Consider the following 19,339-nt stretch of genomic DNA (forward strand, 5'->3'; position numbering starts at 1 on the left):
GAATGAAACTGTATGATCTGATACAGGGCAACAATAAACTATCGTTTATTGATGCCCTGTCTGGCGATATCCGCCCGGTAAGCGATTTTCACAGATCCCTGGAGATAGATGATCTCCGGGGAATTGTGTTTATATATTGTGATAACCTGATCGGTTCGATAGAAGTGTTATTGAACTTTCTGGATAGCCGGTTTGCCGTGTCTTTATTAAGTCCGCAATTGAATGAACAGTTTAAGGAAGAACTGGAACAAAGGTACCAGCCCTATTACGTATACGACCCGGAGAGAGCCGGGCTGAGAGGGTTCGATAGCTATACCGCCGGCAATAATATTACACTATTCAGAAACCGGTTAAAACCCGATGTGCTGATACACGAAGATATCAAGTTATTATTAAGTACTTCTGGTACAACAGGGTCTCCTAAATTTGTAAAGTTATCCAACGAAAACCTGGTACAGAATGCATATTCCATCCTGGACTATATGCCAATTACCGATGAGGACGTGGCACCATTGAATGTGCCCATTATTTTCGTATATGGCCTTTCTATTTTTACTACCAATTGTATAGCAGGAGGAAAAATCCTATGCACTAACCGGGATGTGTTACAAAAGGCTTTTTGGGATGATTTTAACCATTATGGCTGTAGTACCATAGGCGGAGTGCCTTATGTATATGAAATGCTACACCGCATTGGTTTTTTCCGGAAAGATTGTGCCTCGCTGCGTTATATGACGCAAACGGGCGGCCTGCTGAACCATGCATTGATCAAAGTGATCGCCGCTTATACGGATACGTATAACAAGCAGTTTTTTACACAGTATGGTCAAACGGAAGCGGCAGGACGTATGGCTTACCTGCATCCTTCAGACCTGTTGAAGAAAGCAACGTCGATCGGTTTTCCTATTAAAAATGGCCGTTTTGAAATAGATGGCTCTACTGGTGAGCTGATCTATTATGGGCCGAATGTTTTTGGTGGGTATGCCAATGAAAGTAAGGACCTGGCATATTTCCATCATACTAATAAGTTATATACCGGCGATATAGCCCGCGAAGATGAAGAAGGGTATTACTATATCACCGGCCGGATCAAGCGGATCATGAAGTTGTATGGTACCCGGATTAATCTGGATGAGGTAGAGTTGATCCTTAAAAATGAGTTAGGTGGACAAACTTTTGTATGTGTAGGTATTGAAGATAAGGTGCTGTCGATATTCCACCTGGATGAACAATTAAGTGAAGAAGCCGTAAAGAACGTGCTGAGAGACAAAATGAACCTGCATCCCGGCTCGCTGCAGGTAAAATATGTAGCAAGTATTCCTTTAACGCCTAATGGCAAGGTGGATTATACCTCCGTAGCTGTTTGGGTGTAGTATATATAATATATCATCATTATCATGTAAATGTTCCGGAAAAAAGAGTTATTAATGAACAAACATCTACTATCAGCAGCCTTTGCAGGCTGCATGGCCTTGTTTGCCAGCCAGTCATGGGCGCAGGCAAACGCATCTCTTTATGGCAAAATACTTACATCAGACGGTAAAGCGGTATCTGATGCCTCCATGATGCTGGTGGAAGCAAAATTGGAAAAGGTAACGGATCAGGCAGGTGCATACCGGTTCGATCATTTAAAGAGTGGTAATTATACCATAAAAGTCTCTGTATTGGGATTGCCACCCGTCAGGAGAAATGTAAGTATAGCCAGCGGAGAAGAGAAGCAGTTGGATATTACGCTGAGCCAAAGTTCGGTGAGCTTGCAGGAAGTAGTGATAACTTCCCTTACGCCAGGCAAGTTATTAGATAAGGCCAGTAAATATGTGGCTAAAATGCCATTGGATTATCTGGAAAATCCCCAGGTGTATTCTACTGTTTCGGATAAACTTCTCGAAGAACAGGTAACTACCGATTTGAGCGAAGGGTTGAAAAATGTGCCGGGTATCGTAAAGATGCAAGGCAGTATTGGCCGCAGCGGGGATGGCGCTGTATATTATAACCTCCGCGGGTTTCCTACGCGTATATCCATGATAGATGGTATCCCCGGACAAACTAACGGAGAAATAGATGTGGCCAATATTGAGTCTGTGGAAGTAATCAAAGGTCCTTCCGGTACCCTGTATGGCGGCGCTCTCACTACTTTTGGCGGCCTTATCAACGTAGTTACCAAAAAACCGCTCGATACCTTGGGCGGGGCAGTGTCTTACACTGCCGGTAGCTATGATTTGAGCCGTCTTACAGCAGATGTATATGGCCCGGTTAACAAAGCCAGAACATTGAGGGCTCGGGTGAATACTGCCTATCATACCCGTAATAGCTTTCAGGATGCGGGTTTCAGGAAATCTTTTTTTATTGCGCCGGCTATTACCTACGACGTAAATGATCGTTTTACCATTAACGTAGGCGCCGAGTTTTATAATTATGAAGGCACTAATCCTTCCATCATTTTCCTGAGCCGCACCCGCCAGCTCTTTGCCCGTACACCAGACGAGTTGCATTTCGATTGGTCGAGGTCTTATACTAGTAATGATATTACATTGAAAGCGCCGTCTTCCAATATCCATGGCCGGGCAGATTACCAGTTGGGTAATGGCTGGACTTCCAGCACTAATTTTTCCAGGAATATCCGCAAAACGAATGGGATGTACCAATACGAGTTTGTGCGTGGTAATAGCAGTGATGATTTGTTGGAGCGGAACGTACAGCTACAGCACTCCAGTGGCGCCAGCACCTCTGTTCAACAGAATTTTAATGGCGATTTTCGTATAGGCGGCATACGTAATCGTTTACTCGTGGGCTTAGATTACCTTAATCAGACTGCAGATAATGACAATTCTCCTATTATTAAATATGATACCATCAGTGGTAGCGACCCTGGTAAAAAATATGTGATGTTATCTTATGCAGCAGCAGTCAATAAAATTACTGCCAGTACTGCAGCACCTGTGGTAAACCATACCTCCAGTAATGTGTACAGCGTATATGCGTCTGATGTAGTGAATATTACAGACAATTTACTGGCCATGCTGAGTTTACGGTTAGACCGCTTTGAAAGTAATGGTACCCGTGATTTTGCCACCAATAAGATAGTGGCCAACAGTAACTATGGTCAAACGGCATTGTCGCCTAAATTTGGCCTGGTATACGAAGTATTGCCAGGTAAGGTATCTGTTTTTGGTAACTACATGAATGGTTTCAGTAATGTAGCGCCGGTAACGCAGCCCCTGCCTGATATTTCCGGCAATTTTAAACCGCAGCATGCCAATCAGTGGGAGGGCGGCGTAAAATTAGACCTGTTGAACAACCACTTGTCTTTTACCGCCAGCTATTACGACATTAAAGTAGATAATATTACCCGTGACGGTTCCATCACTGTAAATGGTACCGATTATGCCATTACCGTGCAGGATGGCACACAAATCAGTAAAGGAGTAGAAGTTGAGCTGGTGGCTACGCCATTGGCCGGGTTAAATATTGTGGCAGGTTATAGCCATAACGACAGTAAACTGATTCGCACATCCAAAGACCTGGAAGGCAGAAGGCCCGTTTCTGCTGGTCCCCCTGATATTAGCAATGCGTGGGTGAGCTATACTATTCCTGTTGGTAAGCTCCATGGTTTCGGCGTGGGTGTTGGCGGTAATTATGTGAGTGATTATTTAACCGTTAATGCTGCTCCCACCGGTATCTTTACTTTTCCTTCTTATACCCTGTTGAATGCTACGGTGTTTTATGATGTAAGAAGGTTCCGTCTGGGACTCAAATTCGATAATATCACCAATGTGCAATATTTTTCTGGCCAGGGCGTAATTAATCCGCAAATGCCGTTTAATTGCTCTGCTAATGCTACAGTAAGATTTTAATAGCGTTGATGGTAACAGATAAAGGGCTGAGCTGCACCTGGCAGCTCAGCCCTTTATTTTAGGCATGAATAAACTGCCGGCATTCAGCGCTTCCATTTTAGGTAGTTATGTCAAAAACAGGAACAGACATGGAGAGCCATGCCTGTTTTGTTTTTGATATAACCGTAAAGTATCAATCCTGCTGTATATACAGTTGGCCGATATATCTTTTGCCTGCGGGTGGTTTGTTCCACGTAGATGCCTGCAGGCAGCTTGTTTGAAATTTTTTTTTTGAGAGATAATAAAATGACTACAGTAATATGGATACTTAAAGCTAGTAAGGATGGCTGCGAAAGAAATGCAATGGCTGAAGTATCAAGGAAAATACCAGTAACAATAACCCCTATACGATAGAGTAGTGTGTTGCGTTAATAAATTGATAACATACCAATGCTGGATGTTTGGAACAAAGTGTTTTAATTTGTCTCCGTCTGAAACGGTACAAGGCATGACTCCAGAAGAGCGATTTAAAGATCTCTACCTGAATTATTGGGATATTCTCTATCAGATAGCGAATAAGAAAACAGGGGATGCCCAGGACGCTCTGGACCTTGTGCAGGATACTTTTACCTATGTGTGGCAACAGTTTCCTCAATTGGAACTGGAGGGCTCTAAAACCAGGTCTTACCTGATTACTTGCCTGTATTACCGTATTTTTGGATGGCTGCGGGCCAATGGCCTTAAAGGAAAACACCTGCAACATTTTCAGGCATACCTGGAAAACGAGTTAAGTATAGACCCACACTATAATGTCCAGGATATGGAAGCCGAGCTAACGGCTATTAATATTGCCATTGCTGGTGAGTTAGACCGTATGCCTGAAAGAATGAAGCAAATTTTTGTAATGCACCGTTATGAAAACAGATCGGTAGAGGAAATCGCTGCCCTGTACGGTATTTCTCCCAAAACGGTTAAAAACCAGTTGAGTGACGCCATGCGTCGCCTGAAAAACTTCGCGGATTCTTATCCTGCCACTACTATGCTTCCATTCCTCGCGCTGTTTATCAAGTCCTGATTTTTTTGTTTGGTAACATTTTGGTAACACACTATATCCGGGATTTTCTTCGAGATATGCTCTAACTATATGTATGGAGCATCATCAACAATTACTGGAAACAATGCTCAACCGCTTGTATAGCGGTGAGGCAACCGAACAAGAAAAAATGATCATCCGCCAGTGGATGTTAACTTTAAACATGCCGGATCCCTCCCTGCAAGGGGAGGAGCTGAACCTGGCAAAGCTGGAAATGCTGCACCGGATATTGATTGCGGAAGAAGCGCCTATGCCGGAAATTCGTACACACGTTCCAGTGGTAAGGCTGCTTTACAGGATAGCTGCAGCAGCAGTGGTATTCCTGGTGGTATTTTCCTGGTGGTGGCTGCAGCGCCGTGGCTCAGAGGCTGGCAAACGTCTTGTATATACTACTATTAGTGCCACTGGCCGGCAGATAGCGCACATAACGTTGCCCGACGGATCGGAGGTATGGTTAAATACCCATTCTAAACTGGAGTATGATGAGGGACAGTTCAATAAAAAGGAAAGGCATGTACGGCTTACCGGCGAGGGTTATTTTGAAATTTCCCGCGACAGTCTGCGTCCTTTTATTGTTTCCTCGGAAAATATTGATACCCGCGTATTAGGTACCGGATTTAACATAGAAACATATCCTGGCGAATCAGAGATACGTGTAGCGTTGGTGCATGGCAGCGTGGCCGTGGAAGATCAGCAAACGCATGGCAGGATACTACTGCACCCCAATGAAATGTTGCGTTATTCCAAAGCAGAACAGAAATGGGGTGTGGCAGCTTTCTCTGCAACGACTATACGAAACTGGATAAACGGCTACCTGTCGTTTGATGAACTGCCGCTGGCAGATGTATTAGAAAGAGTGGCCGACAAGTATCGTATCTCCATAAAATATGACCAGGAACAAATAAAAAATAAAAGGGTAACGGGCGATTTTAAATCCGGACAGTGGCAAACTGTGCTGGACAACATCCTCTTCATACACCGCCTGCATTACCACGAACGAAACGGCATTATTTATATCAATCAACTATAACCAAAAACAGCACAAGGAGGTCCTGGGAAACCTCCTTGTGAAAACCTGTGTAATTAACAAGTAAAAAATGAATCACAAGATTAAAAAGAAATTGGCGAATAACCAATTCCTAAGGGTCGTGCTATGGGTAGTCCTTTTCGGACATCTAAGCCTGGCATGCCAGGCACAATTAAGCTCGCTCCGGCAAAAAGTAGCATTGCGGCTGGAAAACACCACCGCGCTGGCAGTGATCACCAATTTGAGTAAGCAAGCCTCCTGCTCCTTTTTTTACACTGCCGCAGAGCTAAGCAAAGTGAAGGTGGCCGCTTTTACCGTAAATGGTACTTTAGGCGAAGCGCTGGAAAAGCTAAAGACCATGGCGCCGCTGGAATTTAAAGTAACCGGCAACAACATTTCTGTGCAGGTAACCACTACCTCCGATAAAGTTAATGCCGGAGGCGCATACCCCATCACCGGGCGTGTAATGGATGCCAAAACGGGTAAACCTGTTATGGAGGTGGAGATCTATATACAAGGCAAACCGGGATCGGTATTATCTGACCGCAATGGTGATTTTGAGATCCGCACAGCTGCTGCCGGCGACCTGGTTATTTTCTCCAGGGCCGGATACATTAGTCAGGTGATCACCGTAGCTAATCATTCGGAGATGAGCATCCACCTGGTAGCGGATAATCGTGTATTATCAGGTGTAACGGTAGCCTCCCGGCGGCGGTTGAATAATGAAGCTGCCCTGTTGGATGAAAGAAAAAATTCCGCCGTTGTAGCTGATGGTATCAGCGCGCAGAACATTGAAAAAACCGGTAGTATTACTACCGCACAGGCATTGCAGCGCATCTCCGGCGTTACAATCACAGATGATAAATACGTGGCAGTAAGGGGCCTGGGCGATCGCAGTGTGATTGCCCAGCTGAATGGCGCCCGTCTCTCGTCTTCTGATCCTGACAGGAGTACTATACCGCTGGATCTCATACCGGCAAACCTGCTGGATAATATCATGGTGTATAAAACCATGACGCCGGATAAGCCAGCAGATGCTTCCGGAGGAATTGTAGAATTGAAAACCCGCTCTATCCCTTTAAAGCAAACACTTTCATTTACGGCGCAAACGGGGCTTAATTCGAACATTGGATTGGGTGGTAAGGTAAATAGTTTCTATAACAGTGATATGGGATTTTTGGGGCAACGGGTGAAATCGCACGATCTGCAACCGGATTTCCTGAACCTGAGCCATCAATATCCTGGTGGCCTCTCTCAAATGCAGCAATTGATCAACAGCGGTAAAAGTGACCCTGCTTTGCTGGAAGAAGCTAACCGCATCAATAATATCATGCACCATTTTGATCCGGTACTGACCACCCGTTATAAAAAAGCGCCGCTCAATGGTATTTATAATATTACCTATGGCAATTCCTGGCAATTTCCCGGGCAGCAGCGCCTCGGATTGATCCTCAGCGGCAGCTATTACAGCCGTTCTACCGATGTGAGTAATGGTATATTAAACCAATACAGTATATACCAGGGCGTTATGACTGGTAACCCGGCTATTGATGAATCCCGCAATATCCCGGCGTATATTACGCCCAATACACCTAATCTCGGTAGGTATGTACGGTACCGGGAAAATACGGGCACGCAAACACTGAATTATGGTATCCTAGGCGGGCTGGCTTACCGCTTTAATCCCAACCATGAGATCAGCTTCCAGTATATGGGTAGCCGTGGTGCCGAAACGCAGGCCACCAGCCTTTCCGGGCAGTACGACTATACTACCGGACTTAACGGCCCCGTATATAGTAATATCTATTCACTCAAACAAACGTACCGCACATTCAACACTTTTACACTACAGGGAGAGCACAAGTTCGGCCAGGGAAAATATGCGCCCCGCCTAAGTTATAATGGTGCGTCTTCCAGATCGATGCAGGATGATCCCGACTACCGTTTTGTGAACCTGGCAGACTACCGGCCTGCCGGGGGGGGAAATTACCTGATAGCGCCTTATCCTAATAATAGCAATAATCAGTACATCGCTGTTACCGATTTTTATTCACTGGTATCCGGATATGTAAATGGTTATGGCCCTTATGGTAAAATACAGGCGGATCCTAATGGCCGCCGGTTCCGTAACCTGTCGGAAAACAACTATAATTATAAGGCGGATATTACTTTGCCTTTTGGTATACGCGGACTGGATCAGTCTTTTAAGTTTGGTGCCAATTACCTGTACCGGGAACGCAGTTTTGGGGAAAATGTATTGTCCCTGCCGGGATCTAATTTCTCGGTATTGAAACAATACCCGCTTTACCAGGTATATGGTAACCTCGATCAGTTGGTGGGATATAGCCAGATCGGTTTTCACCAGCCGGGTACCTCCACAGGAGAAGGCGCGCCGCTTACCAGTGGTTATCTGTATAATACGCAGAAATCGCCCAATAACTACCAGGGCTTTTATGAAACAAACGCTTTCTATGGCATGCTCGATCTGCATCCGTTGAAAGACCTGCGCCTGACAGGTGGTGTACGTTTCGAGAAAACCAATATCCAGAGCCGGATCGATACGTCTAACGTATACATCGATCCGTCGCTGTCTGATGGCAGTATAAACCTGGTGTTTACCAATCCGGTATCGAAGTATATTACGGAATACAAGCCTTATTATTCTTTTAACCTTACTTATACCTTGCAGGAGCAGATGAACTTCCGTTTGGCATACAGCACTACGCTGGCCCGTCCGGAAATAAGGGAGCTCACCAACGTATTCGAATTTGATCCTTTCCAACAGGCATTGGTAGTAGGTAATCCGGGCCTGGTAAACCAGGAAACCAGCAGTTACGACTTTCGTTGGGAATGGTTTCCCAATGCAGGCGAAGTGTTGTCGGCTTCCGTATTTGGTAAAGCTATCCACCAACAGCTGGAGCGGGTATTCATACAAAATTCTGATGGGGTGAATGCCTTATATCCGGAATTCCCTACGGTGTCTTACCGCAATAACCCTAATACCGGTCATTTGCTGGGAGTGGAGTTAGAGGTAGTGAAAAATTTGGGACGCTTATGGAAGCCATTGCACTATTTCTTCCTGGGAGCTAACGTAATGATAGCAGAAAGTAATGTAGCCAAGAACCCGGAACGTTTAGTGGCTGCGCGTATCATTGATAGGCAATCGCCTACTAAAAGTCCATTGTTTGAACAGGCGCCATACTCCATGAACATTTTCTTCAACTATGCCAATGCCCATAGCGGTACAGATATTACAGCCACCTTTAATATGGTAGGAGAGCGGTTGATACAGGTGAATATGGATGGCGCTCCTGATCTTTACAGCAGGCCGCTGCCGGTGGTGGATCTTGTTTTCAGTCAGCAGATCACCAAACGCCTGTTGTTTAAAGGATATGCCAAAAACTTATTGAACCTTCCTTACGAAGAAACATATAACAATCCTGGCACCGGTGGTAAATATTTTGGTACGAAGTATATCCGCAGGAGTTATCAGCGTGGTACAGAATATATGATGGGCCTTACCTACAACTTGTTCTAAATAAAAAATTATCCATAAAATGAGTATCATTAACAAGAAGGTGATTCGCTATACCCTGTTGGCTTTTACCTGTTTGCTGGCCATGGCCTGTAGCAAGGATAAAATAGATGCACGTGTGGGCCATCAGCCGGATAACCGTAACATGGCTAAATCCGGTGTGCGGCTGATACAGTTGAGTGGCAGTACAGACCTGATAGTGAATAATATAAAGCTCACAGATTGGCATCTAACGCCAGCGGGCGGTGCTCCTGTTCCTTATCCTACCCCTTATTTTCCTAATACCGGAAAGTTAAGTGGCGCCTGGTTTTTGCCACAGCAGTTCCTGGATGCCAGCGGACAGGCTTATGTAAAAATCGGGCAACCGCAAAATGCTACGGCCGATTTCATTGCTGATTCTTTCCGGGTACAGGACGATTATAATCATCCCTGGGACTATTACCTGGGTACCAGTGCTAAGGATGTGAAAGGCATATACAGCGTTACTCCGGTACCGCGTACCACCGTTGCGCCGGCCGATCCCAGTCATTTCCGCATACGTTTGGTGAATCTGTCTAGTGCACTGGGAGAAGGAGCTACCAATAAATTAAGTCTTGCATTTGCCGATGGCGCCCGTGTAAGCGCTACCACTTCCGGTATTGGCAATCATGCCTGGTCAGACTATATAGAGCTGCCGTATGGTACTTATCAGTTTAAGGTACTGATAGATGGCAGTAACCGGCAGATACCAGGTAAAACGCCGATATTGACCTCTCTCGATTCAGATACCCTCTATGGTTTAAATAGTTCGCAGGTGTATTATGCGCCGGTACGCGCTTATCAACCTGGTGGCGTGTATACTATAGCGGTAGCCTTAACGAGTGGCAGTTACCAGAACAAAGAATATCAATTGTACCCTAATGCGGCCACCGGGGTAACCGATATAGAACCGCCGGTAAACATCACCTTTGGCCGTATACAGATAGTGAATGCCGTAAGTGAAAAGGGTATACAAACGGTTATCGATAATTTACCGGCCCAGGCAGCAGACTATGGAAAGGCTGGCGACTATGTAACACTTGTAAAGGGTGCACATCATGTGAAAGTAACCGATGCTGCCGGCAAAATACTGGCGGAGAAAGAGATACAGGTAAATGCCGGCGATAATCTCAGCATATGGGCTTATCCCAATAAAAGTGCAGTTACAGATCTGCTGGTAGTGCAGAATAATATGAGCGGCGTACGAAATATGTGGTCGGGCAACGACGGCTCTGATGCCGCCAATGGCTTATATGATCCGCTTAATTTTGGTATGCTGGTGCAAACCCGCTTCTTGAATCTCTGTCCTGATTTGCCTTATGTAACATTTACCAGAAGCAATGGCGCCCTCTTTACCGAAGACCGGTTTTCCAGTGCGTTAGCAGCGCAAAACCTGCAACCGGGCAAGGCCGCTGATGCGCTTGCTGTGCCCTATCCTTATATAGACTTGCGCATTGTTACTGGTAATATAATACAGGCTTACAGTTCCCGTCCTGGGGTGCTGCCAGGCAACCGGCTTGTGAGTGTGCCTGTGCTCACGCCTGCAGATTTTATAAGGATGCCTGCCTTCTTTTTTCCGAATGGGAAGTCAGGCGCAGAGCCCGGCGTATATACGGTAGCGTTAATAGGGCGTAGTAATAACGACCAACAGCCAGCTATGGTTGTAATCAAGCATAATCAATAACCGCCAATACTAAATAAATGAAGCATATGAATATAAATCTTCCGGGGCGCAGTTGGAAAATATGGGTGCTGCCACTGTTGCTTTGCAGCCAACTGTTGATGACAGCCTGCCGGAAAACTGCTTATAATGTGATTGAAGGAGCCGCTTACCTGCGTGTGTTCAATAGCCTTAACTATGATGTAAACGTTACCAGCAAAGACCAGCCACCTCCTTTCTTGGCGATGGTAATTGATCCGGAATACAATGCAGACGGCCTGATCACCGGAGGTAAAATACTGGGTGATTTTCTGGATAAACGGAGCGCTTATGCAGCGCCTTATCCGGTAAACGCTGGTAATACTTCCTATAAGAACACGGAATATCCAGGCAGTGAAAAAGTGCTGGTGGCGCCAATTGTAAACGGTATCAATCTGTCTAGCTGGGCGCAGATACCTTCCGGCAAGCACCGGGTGGTTTTCTATAACCGTCCTATTAGTGCTACACCGTTTTTTAGTTTGCAAGATCGCGACCGCAAAAACCTGTTGGTAGACAGTATCCTGAACTTTGTACCTGGGGAAATATATACCATGCAGGTGTTATTAAAGAACGTATCCACAGACTATCCAATACCGGTGGAATTGTATGTACGGCAAGAGCAATTTGCTAAGATGCCTTTTGCAGATTCGCTGCTGTATGTAAACTTCTATAACCTCAGTGCAGAAGGATATGCTGCTGCCAATCCTGGTAAAGCGGCGCTTGGTATACAGGCATATTATAATGCCAGTAATAAATGCACTGCTTTTGGAGATACCTTGAATGTATTTTATACCCTGTTTACCGATGATTGCGCTTATCCTTATGTAAATGGGGCTAAGATTGGCACCAACATTATTGGCAGCTATAATAATATCTGGCTGGGTACCCTTGTCCGTTCGCATGTAGCAGGTGTAGCGCCTTATGTAGCTATTCCTATGTTTGCCGCTAAAGACACCAGTGGCGGTATCCTTAGCCGGCAGTGGGAATTGTTTGCGATGCTGGCACCTGGTTTGGCACCAGTGCCCGGTGCTGTATCTGTGGGGGGCGGTATGGCAGGGGCTAACCCTACGTTTGGCGCTATTGCTTGCAGTAATGGCAGCAACGATGGAAAAGGTACTACCGGTACTGCAGCCCGTCAAAGTCCTCCCAAGGTATCTAATGCTTATGTAGCCAGCTGCTGGATACCTAACCTGATTAAATATACGGCATCAGGCATTTACCAGCAACGTTCTTTTGCTACGATCAGTTCCATTGAAATTATTAATAACCAGGTATACCTAATGAGTGTGCAGCGTGTGTATGCGCCACCCGCTAACTGACCAATAATATAATATCATGCAGATGAATAAACAGCTATTTCTTTTTTGGATAACAGCAGGGTTCCTGTGTTTGACAGTTGCTTGCAAGAAGCCGGACTTTGAAGCACAGCAAACTTCAGAGGAGATAGGTACCGTCAGCGATTACCTGAAGAATAACTTCGACTTTTCGCTCTTTGCCGCTGCCTTGCAAAAATCGGGGTTACTCGATAGCCTCAATAAAGCAACAGCCTCTTATACAATATTTGCCCCTGTAAATGCGGCATTGAATAAAGACAGTATTTACCAGGCCACCGATTTTGATAAGTGGACCACAGATAGCCTTCGCTATTTTGTAAGGACGCATATACTCCCTGGCAGACTGTTCTTGAACGATATTCCCTTGTCGTCTGATAACCGGTATAAAAATATCAACGGGGTGGAGTTGTATCTTTCCCGTTCTTCCGATACCCGTACTGCGCTGGTAGTGAATGGTGTAAATGTGCAGAGCACTTCCTCTCTCAGCAGTACTACTGTTACATATGGGATCACAAGGCTAAACGGTGTGATTTACCCTATGCCCAATACCGTGAAGGTACTTCCCTATACAATTCAGGACTTTTTGCTGTCGAGGGGGAATTTATCCCATCTGGTAGCCGGACTTAAAAAATTTGGCCTTTGGGACAAGTTGAAAGGGGATGGGCCCTTTACGGTATTTGCGCCATTGGATTCTACTTTTGAACGTTATGGTATTACACTCGATAGTATCAATCGTATGGATGTAGCGCGTTACGATCCGGTAGTTTTCGGCGGATATTTTCTTACGCCCAACCACGTTTTTCTGCTGGATATTCTTCAACTGCCTCCTCCTACGGGTGTGATCTACCTGGCCTTCCCCTCTCCATCTCCTGCCTATAAAACCGTGATCGGGCAGCAACCTTTTGGTACTGGTATGGGAGTGGTAACAGCGCAATCTGCCACTACCAAAGTATTGGTGTCTGTAGGGCCTTATGCCGATAATGCGTATGGGGCGCAGGGTACTCCTTTCCTGCAGGAAGCGCAGGCAGGGCTGGGGTTAAATTCATTCAACGGTACGTATGTGAATTATACGCTCAGCAATGGCGTACTGCATTTGTTGTCTGATCTTTTGGTGATGCCCGCTAAGGTAGCCCGATAGACCATTTTATTTAAATCGTTTACAATGATGAAATTATCAGCTTATATAAACAGCCTGATGTTGCTGGTACTAATGGTTGCCTGTACTAAAACCGAAGAACCGCCGAAGCCAATAGGTAAGCCGTTTCCCTATACAGGCGATGCTACTAAAAGCCTCACCGCCTTGCTAGACGCTATTCCGGAAGCCACTATTTATAAAGCGGCGTTTAACCGTTCAGGTATACAACGTTATATGGATAGCATTAGCGGTGGCGTTAAGCAAGCTCCCTATACCTTGTTTGTACCTACAGACAAGGCCCTGCTGGCGGCAGGGTATACGGCAGATATGCCATTTGCTATGGCAGATAGCCTGGTAAGATACCTTGCGTTGCCCGGTAATTTTCCGGTAAACATGGGTACTATGCCCAATGGAACAAGCTTTTACCCGCTGATGTATCCCGATCCTCAATTAAGAAGGACTATGCCAACGGTGTATACCAAAAGTTGGCCTTACTTCTATTGTATAACAGTTGGCTTTTCCGGCAATTCCCTGTTATTGAATGGTAAAGTAGTAAAAGTGAATGCAAAGGCTATTGCTGCTACTAATGGTACCATTTTTATGATAGATAGCCTGGTCACCAAGCCACAGGATGAAATGTATGAAGTGCTGACCCGCGATACCGCCTTTAGTTTTTATATGGCTGCGCTTAGAAGAAGCAATGATTTGTACAAGCAGAAGGGGATACTGGGAGACATATACAATATTACATTCAATGATACTTCCATGTTGATGCTGGGGCCGAGTACTTACACGCCTGGCAGCCAATCTTTCGCCGTTTTATTTGTACCGGTAAATGATGCTTTCAGAAAGGCAGGCTTCCATTCTATCGATGATATCAACGCATACATAGGGAAATCGGTGCTGGCAAGTAGCGGAAATGGTACGCAGTTACTTACTAACATGGATTCTGTGCTGGCGAACCATCGTTTGTTGTACGCGTTCGGAGGTGTAAACACTGGTTGCAGTTATTTATATACCAGCGACTTGCTTACCTCTCCCTATAGTGCCCGGGATAATGGTAGTAGCATAGGGGGGGCTATTATTTTTCAACATAGCGGCAGTACCATTACTTTACACCGGCAAGACGCCCTACTGGGGCGTGGGGCCACTATTATAGGGCAGTCGGACATTACTACACTAAATGGCGTTGTACACCGGGTAGATAATCTGTTGTTGACCACTCCTTAACCTACTATTTTATTCGATATGAAATATAAATTTTTACGTCACCCTCAATGGTGTGTATGGGTAGCAAGTGCGCTGTTGCTGACTGCTTGTACAAAAGATGAAAGCAAGCCGGCAGATATCAATGCGCATAATGGTATAGCGGCAGTAGTAAACAATAATTTCAGTTTGTCGCTGTTTAACTACGCGCTGGGAGTTACAGCATATAGCGACACGCTTGCTCGAACTGGGTCCTATACCGTATTAGGTCCCTCAAACGATGCATTTAAGACAGCGGGATATGCCACCGGCGGCGCCATTATCACAGCCGGCAGTGTTATGAATGCGTTGGTGCCTTACCATGTGCTTCATGGGCAGATACGGTTAGATTCGTTGCCGATGGCATTTAATAAGCCTTTTTATTCGGCTGGTGGTAAGGTATTGTTTATCACCCGTTGGGCTAATGCAAGGGATACAGCTGTAGTAGTAAATGGCGCCAGGGTAAGCACACGGGATAGAGCTGCCTCCAACGGGTTGATCAATGTAATAGATGCCGTGTTGGTGCCTTCTGCCTATACCGATGTACAGGAAGCAGTTTCCGGTGATCCTGATCTATCTTTTTTTAACGCGGCTATTATCAGAAGCGGAGTGGCGGCTACTTTACAGACTGCCGGGCCTTATACGGTTTTTGCGCCTGTAAATGCTGCTTTTAATGCGATAGGAATTGCGTCGGTAGACAGTGTTTATAAGATGGACCCCACCAAGCTGGAAAAGTTGGTGAAAGGCCATATAGCGGCAGAAATGAACTTTGTATATGATTATATCCTGAAAGCAGATGTTAACGCTAACACCTATACGCAACAAATGCTGGGGGGTACTGCTACCATTGTTACCCTTATTCCTAACAGTACGCAGCCGGGGCGTTTTTCCGGCATCAATATCCAGCAGTCGGGACTCACAGCCAAAGCTACACTGTCTAAGAGCAATGTGCTGGCCGGTAACGGTGTTGTGCACAATATATCGCAGGTATTAACGCAATAAATGAATGAGTATGTTTCTTTTAAATAAAATGACCAGGCTATTGTTGCTGTTATTGGCACTAACGGTTGGCAACATGGTTACCGTTTATGCACAGCAAACAGACGGAAGCCTGATAGGTAAAGTAGCTGACAGTACGGGGCAGGCATTGCCCGGAGCGGTGATCACCGCTGTGCATGAACCTTCCGGTACCACTTATCATACCAGTGCAGATAATACCGGACACTTTTATCTTCCCGGACTGCGTATAGGCGGTCCTTATCGTATAGCCGTTACCATGATGGGGAAACAGGCTACAGGCATGAACCAGGTTACAGTGCGGTTAGGGGAGCCACAGCAGCTGAATTTTGTGATGAGGGATGCTTTTACACAATTATCCGGGGTGGAGGTGAAGTCGGACCGGAAGCCCGCTGCTAATACTTATGGCGCAGGGCAAAATATTACCCGGACCCAGTTGAGCAACCTGCCGATGATCTCCCGCAGTTTACAGGATGTAACCCGCCTGGTGCCGCAGTCATCGAAAGATAACTCGTTCGCAGGAACGAATTTCCGGTATAATAATATTACCGTTGATGGCGCCATCAATAACGATGCGATCGGTTTTAGCCCTTCTGCAGGCGGTATTACCGGTACTTCCGGTACCCCGGGCTCCAGTACGCGTACCAATGCTATTTCGCTGGATGCCATTGAAGACATGCAGGTATACCTGGCGCCCTACGACGTGAAGATCGGTAACTTTACAGGCGGCAGTATCAACGCGGTTACCCGCAGCGGTACCAACACCGTAACAGGGGCCGTGTATGCATTTGGACGTAATGGAGCCATTACCGGGAAAGACAAAACAGGTAGCCTGGGAAAAATGAGCAGCGATTTTTATGATTACCAAACCGGTTTCCGGGTAGGGTTACCTATCATTAAAAATAAACTGTTCTTTTTTACGAATGAAGAAGTGACCCGCAGGCAAGACCCGGCTCAACTGATGGCAGGGCAGCCGGAAACCGCGCAGATCTTCAGCCAGAAAGATGCGGAAGATATCCGCCAGGCCACGCTGAGCCGCTACGGTCAGGCGTTTGATCCGGGAACGGCAGGGGCTTACAACAGCTATTCCCACTCCGAAAAATATTTCAACCGCCTGGATTGGAATATCAATGAGCAACATCAGCTTTCTATCCGTAATAATACGATCCGCTCCCGCGCTGTAAATATGGACCGCGACCAAATGGACTTCCGTTTTAGTGCTATGGCTTATCAGCAGGTGAATAACCAGTCTTCTACAGTGGCTGAATTGAAGTCGCGTTTTGGTAACGGCCTTTCCAATAGCCTGATCGTGGGGTATACGTCTATGCAGGACAGCCGTAATCCGTTATCTGATCCTTCGCTGCCACAAGTGCAGATCATGGGCCGTACACCCGGTACTACCATTTACCTGGGAACAGACCGGGAGGCATCTATCTTCAACATGCAACAAAAAACCTGGGAGATCACCGACAATTTTACCTGGCATACGGGCAAGCATACACTTTTATTGGGTACGCATAATGAGTTGTATAATATCAACTATGGTTTTGTAAACTCTTGGAATGGAAGGGTAGATTATTTAAGCATACAGGATTATTTGGATAACCATCCTTACCGGATAAGAGGTAGCTATAACTATCAGGATAATACCAGGGATTATATTTTGTCGCATCCCGAAGCCCGTTTTCATGTAAATATGCTGGGAGCATATATGCAGGATGAAATCCGCTTGTCGGACCGTGTGCAGATCACTCCAGGCATCCGGGCGGATTACGCTTTTGTACCTGATAAACAGCCTGTCAGCGATGCAACAAGAACGGCTATGACAGATGATTTCTTTGGTAACACTTATACCTATACGCCGTTGAGCCGGATCAACAACAGTTACCTCACCAAGGTGCAGGTATCGCCACGGATAGGTATCCGCTATGATGTTACAGGCGATCAGCGCCTTATTTTAAGAGGAGGCGCCGGCTTATTCACCGGCCGTATACCCCTGGCCTGGTTAGGATATGCTTTCTACAATACTGGCGTCCATTATGGTTCCTACGACCAGAAGTCGGATAAGCAACCATTTGCGCCGGGAACCGATCCTTTGAAGCCGGGGCCTAACGGCATTGCTGACTTTATAGGGAAAAACGGCGTGGTAACCAATAACCCTAACGCCGGGCAAACACAGGTAGACGTAGTAGATAATAATTTTGTGATGCCGCAAGTGCTTCGCACTAGTATTGCCCTGGATTATACCGCCAACAGCGGCTATAAGTTGGGCATAGAAGGTATTTACACGAAAACAGTAAAGGATGTTTATTTCCAGCAGGTAAATATGAAAGACGATCCGCGTTATTACGGTTTCGATCCGGCGCATCAATTCCCGGTGTATAACGGATCTGTAGATGCCCGTTTTTCCAATGCCTACGAGTTGAGCAATACGGGCCTGGGTTACCGATACTCGCTAACCGCTACAGCCAGCAAGCATTTTAACGTTGGTTGGAATGCTTCCATGGCCTATACTTACGGAATGTCTAAAGATGCATTTAATGGTATCCGTAACTCTATGGAAAGCAATTGGCAGCTGAACCAGGCGCTGAACCCGAATAGTGCCGGCTTAAGTTGGTCTAATTTCGATATCCGTCACCGTATATTGGTGAACGTTAGCTATCAAAAGGCCTGGGATGAGCATTGGGTTAGTCATATTGGTTTATTGGTTAGCGCGCAGTCGGGGAGTCCTTTTACCTATGGTATTGTAAACAATAGTGTACAGGGTTTGCCACAGCAAGTAAGTGAAGTGTACATTCCCACTGAGGCAGAGGCAGCGCGTTTCTTCCAGGATTATACCGATGCAGCAGGTCAGTTGGTGACAGCTACCAGCCAGGCAGCTGCTTTTAATGCCTATGTGAACAGTAATGCCTATCTGAGTTCCCGCCGGGGTAAATTTACAGAACGCAATGCCGGACGTACTCCATGGAATACTACCGCCGACCTTCATTTGTCGCAGGAGTTCCATTTCAATAAGAGCAGCCGTTTTATAACGCTAACCATCGATATCATGAACCTCACCAATCTGCTCAGCAGTAACTGGGGCCGCGTTTATTTTTCGCCTAATACGTTTAATTCCACTGCTAGTGTGGGACTTACACCAGTATTGTTCCCCACTAAACAAAATGTTGGGAATTATCCGGTGTATACCTTCCTGCAACCCGGAAATGCCTGGTCCATCGACTATTTCAATTCCCGTGCCCAGGGGCAGATAGGGCTTCGTTATTCTTTCTAGTATATTCGCTTAAACCGAGTATACGAGGGGCTGACCATAAATCATGGTCAGCCCCTTTTTTATTTGGGTGCCTGATGGGCATAAAGCTTTTTCCCGCATATTGTTTAACTTGTAGTAAACAGTAACCAC

The 19,339-nt window shown here is 45.9% G+C and carries 11 protein-coding genes; all 11 read left to right on the forward strand.

The genetic code is table 11. The features are described from left to right. Positions 1-2: 2 nt before the first annotated feature. The 11 genes from ACDQ55_RS14770 to ACDQ55_RS14820 all read left to right on the forward strand — a co-directional run bounded on the left by ACDQ55_RS14770 (position 3) and on the right by ACDQ55_RS14820 (position 19,210). Complete coding sequence (locus ACDQ55_RS14770) at positions 3-1,373, forward strand: AMP-binding protein (protein WP_420982176.1); 1,371 nt, start codon at positions 3-5, stop codon at positions 1,371-1,373. 54 nt (positions 1,374-1,427) lie between these two features. Continuing rightward, entirely contained in the window at positions 1,428-3,854 is a 2,427-nt protein-coding gene (locus ACDQ55_RS14775) for a TonB-dependent siderophore receptor (protein WP_420982177.1), read from the forward strand. 460 nt (positions 3,855-4,314) lie between these two features. Then, the gene (locus ACDQ55_RS14780) at positions 4,315-4,908 is read left to right on the forward strand and encodes an RNA polymerase sigma factor (protein ID WP_420982178.1); all 594 of its coding nucleotides are present in this window, start codon (positions 4,315-4,317) and stop codon (positions 4,906-4,908) included. Between the two features lie 73 nt (positions 4,909-4,981). Then, positions 4,982-5,956 carry a FecR family protein gene (locus ACDQ55_RS14785; protein ID WP_420982179.1) on the forward strand — a complete coding sequence of 325 codons (975 nt, stop codon included), beginning with the start codon at positions 4,982-4,984 and terminating at the stop codon, positions 5,954-5,956. Positions 5,957-6,023: 67 nt separating this feature from the next. Then, positions 6,024-9,491, forward strand: a complete 3,468-nt coding sequence (locus ACDQ55_RS14790) for a TonB-dependent receptor domain-containing protein (protein WP_420982180.1) — start codon at positions 6,024-6,026, stop codon at positions 9,489-9,491. Between the two features lie 19 nt (positions 9,492-9,510). Beyond that, a complete protein-coding gene (locus ACDQ55_RS14795; protein WP_420982181.1) occupies positions 9,511-11,190 on the forward strand; it encodes a hypothetical protein in 1,680 nt (559 codons plus the stop codon). 26 nt (positions 11,191-11,216) lie between these two features. Further along, a complete protein-coding gene (locus tag ACDQ55_RS14800; protein ID WP_420982182.1) occupies positions 11,217-12,524 on the forward strand; it encodes a hypothetical protein in 1,308 nt (435 codons plus the stop codon). A gap of 22 nt (positions 12,525-12,546) precedes the next feature. After that, entirely contained in the window at positions 12,547-13,677 is a 1,131-nt protein-coding gene (locus ACDQ55_RS14805) for a fasciclin domain-containing protein (protein ID WP_420982183.1), read from the forward strand. A gap of 24 nt (positions 13,678-13,701) precedes the next feature. Continuing rightward, positions 13,702-14,904 carry a fasciclin domain-containing protein gene (locus ACDQ55_RS14810; protein WP_420982184.1) on the forward strand — a complete coding sequence of 401 codons (1,203 nt, stop codon included), beginning with the start codon at positions 13,702-13,704 and terminating at the stop codon, positions 14,902-14,904. Positions 14,905-14,922: 18 nt separating this feature from the next. After that, positions 14,923-15,921 carry a fasciclin domain-containing protein gene (locus ACDQ55_RS14815; RefSeq protein ID WP_420982185.1) on the forward strand — a complete coding sequence of 333 codons (999 nt, stop codon included), beginning with the start codon at positions 14,923-14,925 and terminating at the stop codon, positions 15,919-15,921. 10 nt (positions 15,922-15,931) lie between these two features. Beyond that, the gene (locus tag ACDQ55_RS14820) at positions 15,932-19,210 is read left to right on the forward strand and encodes a carboxypeptidase regulatory-like domain-containing protein (RefSeq protein ID WP_420982186.1); all 3,279 of its coding nucleotides are present in this window, start codon (positions 15,932-15,934) and stop codon (positions 19,208-19,210) included. Positions 19,211-19,339 lie beyond the last annotated feature (129 nt).

The organism is Chitinophaga sp. 30R24, assembly GCF_049056765.1.
Lineage (GTDB): Bacteria > Bacteroidota > Bacteroidia > Chitinophagales > Chitinophagaceae > Chitinophaga.